Source organism: Diaphorobacter sp. HDW4A (genome assembly GCF_011305995.1).
Classification (GTDB): domain Bacteria; phylum Pseudomonadota; class Gammaproteobacteria; order Burkholderiales; family Burkholderiaceae_C; genus Diaphorobacter_A.
Genome location: NZ_CP049910.1, coordinates 563821 through 573858, shown reverse-complemented (window position 1 = coordinate 573858; position 10038 = coordinate 563821). Strand labels below are relative to the sequence as shown.

At 62.1% G+C, this 10038-nt stretch carries 2 protein-coding genes; both read right to left on the bottom strand.

Going from position 1 to position 10038, the window contains the following annotated elements; all coding sequences use genetic code 11:
• Positions 1 to 6: 6 nt before the first annotated feature.
• Positions 7 to 4599, bottom strand: a complete 4593-nt coding sequence (locus G7047_RS02540) for a type I polyketide synthase (protein ID WP_166300429.1) — start codon at positions 4597 to 4599, stop codon at positions 7 to 9.
• Complete coding sequence (locus G7047_RS02535; protein WP_166300427.1) at positions 4596 to 9932, bottom strand: non-ribosomal peptide synthetase; 5337 nt, start codon at positions 9930 to 9932, stop codon at positions 4596 to 4598. Before G7047_RS02535 ends, G7047_RS02540 begins: the two co-directional genes overlap by 4 nt.
• Positions 9933 to 10038: the final 106 nt, after the last annotated feature.

Below are 10038 nucleotides of genomic sequence, written 5' to 3'. Positions count from 1 at the left end.
ATGTTCTCAGACGCTAGCGGACGCGTCAGCGGGAATCGAGGCAAGAAGATCTGCCTGCTCGATCTCCTCGATCAATTTGGTTTCGACGACGACCGCAAGCGCAGCAATCGTCGGTTCCTTGAAAAAGACTGCCGGCGGTAGATTCGTGCCGTAGACGCCCCGCACCTTGGCGAGCAGTTGAATGGCGAGCAGCGAATCCCCTCCCAGTTCGAACAGGTTGTCGTGGACGCCGATAGCAGAGATACCAAGGGACTCACACCAGATATTGGCGATCCGATCCTCAAGATCTCCGACAGGCGCGACGTACGCTGTCGAAAGCGGTGGACGGGGGTGGTGTCGACTGACCACCTCATTCGTGGAGGTCATGACCGCTGCCGCAAAAACGTCGTCATCCGTCATAGTCAGGCGGGCAACCAGATCAGTCGTCGAAACGATCGACTGGGGCAGCGATGGCCCGTTAACGATGCGCTCGAAGGCCAGCGCCCCCTGATCCGGTTCTATCCCGACCTGCTCCGACAGTCGCATGCCGCCAGCCATGCCGACCTCGCGCCAGCCGTCCCAATTGACCGAGACCACCATCCGACCAGAAGTGCGCTGCGTAACAGCTGCTACTGCGTCCATGAAAGCATTGGCAGCAGCGTAGTCGACCTTGCCGACCCCTCCCGCCAAGCTTGCCAACGACGAGCATAGGAGCACGAAGTCCAAAGTCTCTCCCGCCAAGGACTCCAGCAACGTCTGCGTCCCACGCACCTTAGAAGAGAACACTTGCTCCACCAAGGAGCGAGTCCTCAGTGGGATCACACCGCCACCAGCGTGCCCTGCGGCATGAATGACCCCATGAACGGCCCCGAAGCGCTGCCGCGCCACTTCGACCACCTTATGCATCTGATGGGCATCAGCGACATCGGCCTGTAAGACCATCACCTCGGCACCAAAGGACTCCAACTCAAGGAGTCGCGCCAACTTTACCCCATGGTCATTCGCGTGCTCCCCGGCCGCCAATATTGCAGACCACTGGTCCCTGGGCGGCAGGACCGTACGCCCAACCAATACTAGGCGCGCCTGCCAATGCCGAGCCAAATGTTCCGCCAGTGTGAGCCCAATGCCACCCAAACCGCCTGTGATGAGGTAGACACCTTGCTTCCGCAGCCGCTGGGCGACCGGAATATCACGGCGTGCGGGCTCGAAGACCTTGATCCAGCGATGGGGGCCACGGTAAGCCACAGTACCCCCTACCCTCGTCGTATGCATCTCTGCAACGATCTGATGCACGAGACGGTCTGTCCCATCATCGCCAACGGGCAGAACGACATCGACGAGCCGGCACAATAGCTTCGGGTACTCCTGTGGAATGACCTTGCACGGCCCTTGCAGGGTGGCCTTTTCGGGACACAAGGGCTCGGTACCATTCACATCCTCCACCTGATTGGCTACCACGGTGATTGCAACCTGACGCACGCCCGCAAGAGGTTTCACGGTATCCAACGCCTGTGCCAAAGCCAATAAGGCGTAAAAGCCGTGTTCCAGTGCATCTCCATGCGCAGGAATACCCGCAGCGTCGAGACTCCACAGGTGGCAAATGTCGGTCACAAGACCGTGCCGCACCTCAACCGCTCTCAGCAGTTGTTCAAAGTCACTCCGCTCAGCGGGTCGCAGTTCGAAGTGATCTGCGTCCAGTTGCCTGAATTGCACTCCTCGGCCAACGCATACGACCAATCGCCCTGCGGCCCGCAAATGTTCGACCATGCGCCTGCCGACGCCTATCGCATCCCCCAGCATCAACAGGACACCGCCTTGGTCTGCCGCAATGCAAGGAGTGACGGGATCAGTACGCTGCCAAACGGGCACGTAGAACCAGTCGGCTAACTCACGCCGGTCGATTGCCCGGTTCACCACCACAGCACCAGCGGCATCTCCTCTCGGTGCCTCAACCCAATACGACTGGTGTTCAAACGGATAACTGGGCAAAGGCACCCGGCGAAGGTTGCCGTGGTCAGAAGCCATGCCGGCATCGAGTACCACTCCGTGCGTCCAAAGCTGAGCTAGGCAGCGTAGCGGCTGTTGCGCGCTTGAAGCGGGATCGCGAGGATGACACTGAGATGCAAGAACAGCTCTGCGCGCACCCACCAGTGGATGCCGCCGAGCAAGACCACTGAGGCCGTCCCCTGGACCCACCTCAAGCAGCATACGGTCTGGTTTGGAGAGCAACTCGCCGAGACCGTCGGAAAACCGCACGGTGCCCCGCAAGTGCTGTACCCAGTAGTCGGCGCTACAAGCCTCTTGAGGCTTGATCCAACGGCCTGTCAAATTGGATACAAAGGGAATCTTCGGCGGGCTCAAGACGATGCGCGAAACCATCACCCGGAAATCAGGCAGAACAGGGTCGAGCAAATGAGAGTGAAAGGCGTGCGAGACATGCAAACGCCGCGAGGCAACACCACGCTCGACCAATTGGCGCTCGACAGCATCGATCACCTCGACAGGCCCTGAGAGCACACCCAGTTCGGATGCATTGACCGCAGCGACATCACAGCCAACAGCCAACAGGCGCAGCTCTGCTTCTGGCTGGCTCACAGCCAGCATGGCCCCAGATGCCGTGGACTGGATCAACCGACCGCGTGCTGCCACCAGCTCAAGTGCGTCCTCAAGTGAAAACACACCAGCAAGGCAAGCAGCCACGTACTCGCCAATGCTGTGCCCTAGCATTGCATCGGGCTTAAGCCCCCAACTCATCCAGAGCTGCGCCATGGCGTACTCGATCACGAACAGCGCCGGCTGAGTGATGGCGGTCTGAGCCAAACGCAAGGTCGCCTCGTTCCCCGATACAACTTTCGGATAAATCAGTTCACGAAGGTCCAAGGCCAAATGTGAGGCCAGGCGCACGCAGCAACGATCCACCGTGTCGCGGAACACATGTTCACGCTCATAGAGCGAACGCGCCATGTCGACATGCTGCGCCCCTTGGCCGGGGAACAAGAAGGCCACCGTCGGGCACTCCGACAGAACGTGTCCGCTGACGAATGAAGCGCCGGTACGAGAGGTCAGCGCGCCTATGGCTTCGGCATGCTCGCGAGCGAGCACCGCAGCCCGATGTCCAAAATGCTTGCGCCCCCGCCTCAGGGTATGCGCCACATCGGACAAATTCTGCTCAGGACGCTGACCAAGGTGTCGTGCCAATTGTTCGATAGACCTAGTCAGTGCCTCCTCGCTGCGAGCCGAGAGAAAAAGCAGCTCGGCGCCATTCACGTGCGGAGTGCTGCCTTCGCTCATCGAGGGCGCTTCTTCCAAAATGACATGCACATTGGTTCCGCCCATACCAAAGGCACTGACGCCGGCCCGGCGCGGCATCTCGCCCGCAGGCCACGGCCGCGCTTCGGTGTTCACATAGAAGGGGCTGTTGGCAAAATCGATCGCCGGATTGGGTTGTTCGAAGTTCAGGCTGGGCGGCAACGTCTGGTGCTTGAGCGCCAGAACGGCCTTGATCAGACCGGTAACACCGGCGGCCGCATCAAGGTGACCGACGTTGGTTTTCACTGACCCAATGGCGCAGTAGCCTAGCCGGCTCGAACCAGTGCGAAAGGCCTGCGTCAATGCGGTGATCTCAATCGGGTCGCCAAGCGTGGTGCCCGTGCCATGCGCCTCCACGTAGCCGATTGAGTCCGGCGACACCTCTGCCATCGCTTGTGCGGCCAGAATTACCTCCGCCTGACCATCAACGCTGGGAGCGGTGTAACCCACCTTCGCTGCACCGTCATTGTTGAGGGCAGAGCCTTTGATCACTGCATGGATCGTGTCACCCTCGGCCAGCGCATCGCTCAGGCGCTTAAGCACCACGATGCCCGCACCGCTACCGATCACAGTACCGGCCGCCCGAGCATCGAAGGCGCGGCAGTGACCATCAGGGGATAGGATCGCCCCGGGCTGGTAGTGGTATCCACCGTCCTGCAACAGATTGAGCCAGACACCGCCGGCCAAGGCCATGTCGGTCTCGTGATTCAACAGACTGCGACATGCCAGATGCACCGCGACCAGCGAAGTCGAACAAGCTGTTTGCACAGAGACCGCCGGACCACGCAGATCCAGTTTGTAGGCCACGCGGGTTGCCAGAGAATCCTTGTCGTTGCCATTCATCAGGCCCAGCAGCGAAGCAATGTCACTGAAACGCCAGTCCACTCCCGCCAGCAAGTGACGCAGCAAATAGACGTTGGCACCGCTTCCCGCGTAGACGCCAAAGAGCTTCGTCCGGTCGCCTCCGGCATGGCCTGCATGTTCGAGTGCGTGCCAAGCAGTTTCTAAGAAGATGCGGTGCTGCGGATCGAGTTGCTCGGCATCTCGCGGTGAATAGCCGAAGAATCCAGCATCGAACTGGTCTATTCCCTCCAGCAAGACCCCAGCCTTGACATATTCCGCATCGGTCAGGTCGGACTCGGACACACCGCGCTCGCGCAGCTCTTGGTCTGCAAATGCCGTCACTGATTCAACACCGTCGCGAATGTTCCGCCACAGCGCATCGATGTCGTTAGCCCCAGGAAAACGGCCGGCCATGCCAACGATGGCCACTTCGACGCCGCTTGCGTTGTACTCAATGGAGCTGCTCATGTAGGAGTCCTTTCGGCGACGGGTTTGCGCACAAGAAACGCTCCCTTCTGTCTGCGCGCGCGTTCTTCCACACGCTTGGTATCTGTGGCGGGCTGACGCCCACCTTCGCGCAAGAACCCAGCCGCTGCCCCAACCGTCGAATACTTGAATAGGTCAACCACCGAGACCTCCACCTTCAGTTCCTGCTCAATACGACGATGCACTTTCAGCAGCAGCAGAGAATGCCCGCCGACATCGAAGAAATTGTCGTGCCGGCCCACGCGCTCCACACCCAGCACCTCCGACCAGATCCTGGCCAGCGCCTCTTCCACCTCACCCTGCGGCGCTTCGTACTCCTGCCCGCTCTCGAACCCCGGCTCCGGCAGCGCCTTCCTGTCCACCTTGCCGTTGGCATTGAGCGGCAAGCTCTCCACCGCCACGATCACACTGGGCACCATGTAGTCCGGCAACGCCCGGCCCAGCCGCTCGCGCAGCTCGCTCACCTCAATCACCTTCCCGGCCTGCGCCGACACGTAACCCACCAGCCGCGCTCCGCCCGGACCTTCCTTGGCCACCACCACCGCTTCCCTCACCTCGGGCTGCGACAGCAACTGCGCCTCCACTTCCCCCAGCTCAATCCGGAACCCCCGAATCTTGACCTGGTGGTCGATCCGACCCAAGTACTCCAACTGCCCTTCGCCGTTCCACCTCACCAGGTCCCCCGTCCGGTACAGCCGACCTCCCGCCTCGCCGAACGGGTCCGCCACGAAGCGCTCCGCGCTCAAACTCGGGCGGCCCAGGTAGCCTCGCGCCAGGCCGTCGCCGGCCACATACAACTCGCCGGCCACACCAATCGGTGCAGGACTCAGCGAACCGTCCAGCACTCTTAGGCCGAGGTCCGGGATAGCTACGCCGACCGGGCTGCGCTGGCCTTGCAGATCCGCTTCGGTGATGAGGCGGTAGGTGACGTGTACGGTCGTCTCCGTGATGCCGTACATGTTGACCAGTTGAGGGAGCTGGTCTCCCCAGTGTTCGATCCACGGGCGCAGCCGCTGTGGATCCAGCGCTTCGCCTCCAAAGATCACGGCACGCAGCGCCAAGCACTCGTCGTAGAGGCTAGGCACATGCATAAGCTGACTGAAGGCCGAAGGCGTCTGGTTGAGAACCGTCACCCTGTGTCGGCGCAGTATCTTCAGGAAGTCTTCCGGCGATCGGCTGACCCAGTGGGGCACGATGACCAGCTGTCCGCCGGTGCACAGCGCACCGAAGATCTCCCAGACCGAGAAGTCAAAGGCGTAGGAGTGGAACATCGTCCAGACGTCATTCGTACCGAACCGGAACCATGCATCGGTGCCGCTGAGCAGCCGGGTAACGTTGCGATGGCAAAGCTGAGCCCCCTTGGGCCTGCCCGTCGATCCCGAGGTGTAGATCACATACGCCAGGTTCTCCCCATGCACCGCCACATCAGGGTTGTGCATGGGCTCCTTCGCCAGATCCAGCCCATCGAGCTCCAGCACCACCAGCCCTTCGGCCACCGGGAGGCGCTCCTTCACCGCACGCTGCGTCAGCAGCAGCCCAATCCCACTGTCCCCGACCATGTAGGCCAGCCGGTCCGCCGGGTACTCCGGGTCCAGCGGCACATACGCTCCGCCCGCCTTCAGTATCCCCAACAGCCCCACCACCATCTCGAGGGAGCGCTCCACCGCAATGCCCACCTTCACTTCAGGCTTCACACCCAGCTTGATCAGCCGGTGCGCCAACCGGTTGGCTCGCGTGTTCAACTCGCCGTAGCTCAGTACCTCGTCACCAAAGAGCAGTGCCACCGCTTCAGGATGGGCCTGGGCCTGCTGCTCAATCAGCCGGTGCACCGGATCAGCACCCGGGTAACGCTGCAGGTTCTCGCCCCAGCCCTTGAGTTGCTGACGCTCAGCGTCAGTGAGCAACTCCACATCCCCCACCGCTTCCTGTGGCCGATCAGCCAATGCTTGCAGCAGCGCCACGTAGTGCCCCGCCATCCGCTCGATCGTGCTCGCCTCGAACAACTCCTCGGCGTAGGTGAAGCTCACACGCACCTGGCCGTCGGCGTCTTCGACCGTGTCAACTGTCAGTTCAAACTGCGCATGCTGATTCCCAATGGACACTTCGGACACCGACCAGCCTAATGGCCGCTGCAATGGGGAAAGATCCCTCTGTAAGTGGTTGAACATCACGTCGAAGAGCGGAGTTGCGCTCAGATTGCGCTCCGGCCGCAACGCCTCCACGAGCTGCTCGAATGGCAGTTCCTGATGCGCTTGAGCATCAAGCGCGGCCTCCCTGGCCTGCGCCAGCATCTGGGCAAGGCTCATCTGCCCCTCGACGCTATTGCGCAGCACCAGCGTGTTGACGAAGAAGCCGACCACACGCTGAAGCTCGGCACGCGAGCGATTGGCCACCGGCGTGCCAACACGGATGTCGTGCTGCCCGGTGTAGCGATATAGCAGCGCCTGGAAAGCCGCCAGCAACAGCATGAAGAGCGTGGCGCCATGGGCTTCCGCCTGCGCGCGCAACCCGACCGACAGCCCCTCGGAGAGGTCAAAGCCGTGTCGCCCAGCCCGGTACCGGGCAACCGCCTGACGTGGATGATCGACAGACAAGGCGAGAACCGGCTGCGCTTCGCCCAGCGGCACGCCGAGCTGTTTCACCCAGTACGCCAGTTGACGCGCTCGCGCCTCCTGGTTGGGATGGTCGTGCTGCCAAGCCGCGTAGTCCGCATACTGAATCGCGGGAGGTGGCAACGCCTCATCACCTGCGTGTCGAGCCGCATACAACGCAGCCAACTCATCCACGAGAACCTGCATCGAAGCGCCATCGGAGATGATGTGGTGCATCACCAGCACCAGAATGTGGACCTGATCTTCCAGCCGCACGAGCGCCGCACGAACCAAGGGACCGACCGTCAGATCGAAGGGCTGCACCTGGAGCGCTCGCAGTGTTTCTGAGGCGTGAGCTTCGCGCTCCTCGTCCGCCGTGCTGCGAAGGTCGAACAACTGAAGAGCCAAGCCCCCATTTCCCCGAACGATCTGCTCGACCTCACCATCCGGCCGTGCCCGGAACACGGTGCGCAGGGACTCGTGGCGCTTGGCCAAACCATCGACGGCCATGCGCATTGCTTCAGCATCCAACACGCCCGCAATGCGCAACGCGCCCTGAACGTGGTAGGCGGTACTTTGCGGATCGAGCCGCCACAGGAACCACTGCCGCTGCTGGGCCGAGGACAAAGGCAAAGGCTCGGCGCGACGCTCAGGAGGCAGAACAGGAATTCCGGCCACCGACGTCCGGACACCGGCCTTCTGACAAGCCCGAATGCCATCGGCCTGCCGCCCAAGGCGCGGCAACTCAAAAATCTGCCTGATCGGGAAGTCGATTCCCCATTTCTGCGAGATGCGCACAGCCAGTTGCACTGCAGCCAGCGAGTTGCCACCGAGGGTGAAGAAGTGCGCGTCGTTGGCGTATGTCCGCGTCGACTCGTGGCCAAGTACTTGGCGCCACATGCCAGCCAGCATCTGCGCCGTCTCATCCTGAACGGCGTCATCGCCAGTGGCCGGATCACCACCGGTCCGGCCTTCGCCCGTCACGAAACGTCCGCTCTCAAAAAGCGCATAGGCATCGAGCGAACGCTCCGCCCAACCTCTGCGGCAGGCAGCGCGCTGCAGCTTGCCGCTGGACGTTTTGGGCAGCGCTCCGGGGTTGAGGAGTACGACCGCCTTCGGCGCCTCGCCGCACTGCTCGCTCACTGCCAAGCTCAGAGCATCAACCAACACCTGCGGAGGCACGAGTTTCTGCAAACCGCGCGATACCTCGGCTGCGACGCCGATCCCCTCCTGCCCATCCAAATCCACCGCGAAGGCCGCCACCCTGCCCTTGCGCACCGCTTCCACCTCGGCCTCGACCACGCGCTCGATGTCGTGCGGGTAGATGTTGTGCCCACGCACGATGATCATGTCCTTGAGCCGCCCGGCCACGAAAATCTGACCCTCGTGCATGAAGCCCAGGTCGCCGGTACGCAGCCAGCGGAGCCCGTCGCGCTCGACGAACGCTTCCGCGGTTTCGCAGGGCTTGTTCCAGTAGCCCGCCGCCATGCTGGGCCCCGTAGCCCAGATCTCGCCAATGGCGCACCCAGGAGCGACTTCTCCGGTCTGCGGGTCGACGATCCGAACTTCATGATCCGAAGGAACGCTGCCGCAGCCGACCAAGGCGGCACCGTCGCCATCGACTGCCACCTGCCGCCTCGCGAGCGCCTCGGTATCGAAGCGACTCACCACCATGCCGCTGCCCCGACGCCCTCCGGTGATGAAAAGCGTGGCCTCGGCCAGGCCATAGCAGGGGTATACCGCTCCGGCGCTGAATCCCACTGGGGCATATCGCTCGATGAACGCGTCCATCGTGTCTTGCCGCACCGGCTCGGCGCCGGTGTAGGCCACGCGCCAACTCGACAGATCCAACCCCTCGGTCTGTGCCTCCTTGACCCGATCCAGGCACAGGCGGTATGCAAAGTCCGGGCCACCGCTGATCGTTACCTTATGACGCGAAATCATCTCCAGCCAACGCACCGGACGCTCCAGGAAAAAGCGCGGCGAAGACAGCACACAGGGAATGCCGCTGTAGAAGGGCTGCAGCAGTCCACCGATCAGGCCCATATCATGGAACAGGGGCGACCACACGCCGAATTTGTCATCGGCGCCAATCGAGAGCCCCTCACGGATCGCCCGTTCGTTGGCCATCAGATTGCCGTGCGTCACCATCACCCCCTTGGGGGCTGAGGTGGAGCCGGACGTGTACTGCAGGAAGGCGACGTCCTCGCTGGCAGGTTGATATGACTGCCAATTGCCTGCAGCGGCCGGATCGACTTCATCCACAGCCACCGCCGCCGATACACCAAACTGGCCGGCAGCAGCACCCACCAAGGCTTGGAGTGAACTCAAGGTCAGAATGCCCCGCGCCTGCGCATCGGCGGCAATACCTGCGAGTCGAGCGAGGTGCTGAGGGCGCGTCGACTCCGGCGGAAACACCGGCACCGCGATCACCCCTGCGTGGAAGCACGCAAACATACTGACCGCATAGTGCTCATCGTTGTCGAGCAGAATCAGTACCCGGTCGCCCTTCTCGAAGCGGCCCTGCAGCACGGCGGCGAGCGCTTGCACGCGCTGCCCGAAAACACGATAGCTCAAGGCCGTTTCGACGAGATGGTCGTCGCGTTCTGCCACGACGGTCAGTGCAATGTCCTCGGGCCGATTGGCGACGAGTTGCTGCAGGCGTTCAACAAAATTCGCAGGATGAACAAATGCGTTCTCTTGCGACACGGACTGTGTCGTCATCAGGTTTCCCTCACTCGTAAATGCGCTCAGGATTCGCCCATATGAGGGCGGGATCCGACCCCGTCGCTGAACACAAAGCACCACTGGTTGATCAGCGGTAGAGACC

Coding starts and splice junctions, on each gene's coding strand:
- G7047_RS02540 (WP_166300429.1), bottom strand. CDS start 4,599: ATGAGCAGCTCCATTGAGTACAACGCAAGCGGCGTCGAAGTGGCCATC.
- G7047_RS02535 (WP_166300427.1), bottom strand. CDS start 9,932: ATGACGACACAGTCCGTGTCGCAAGAGAACGCATTTGTTCATCCTGCG.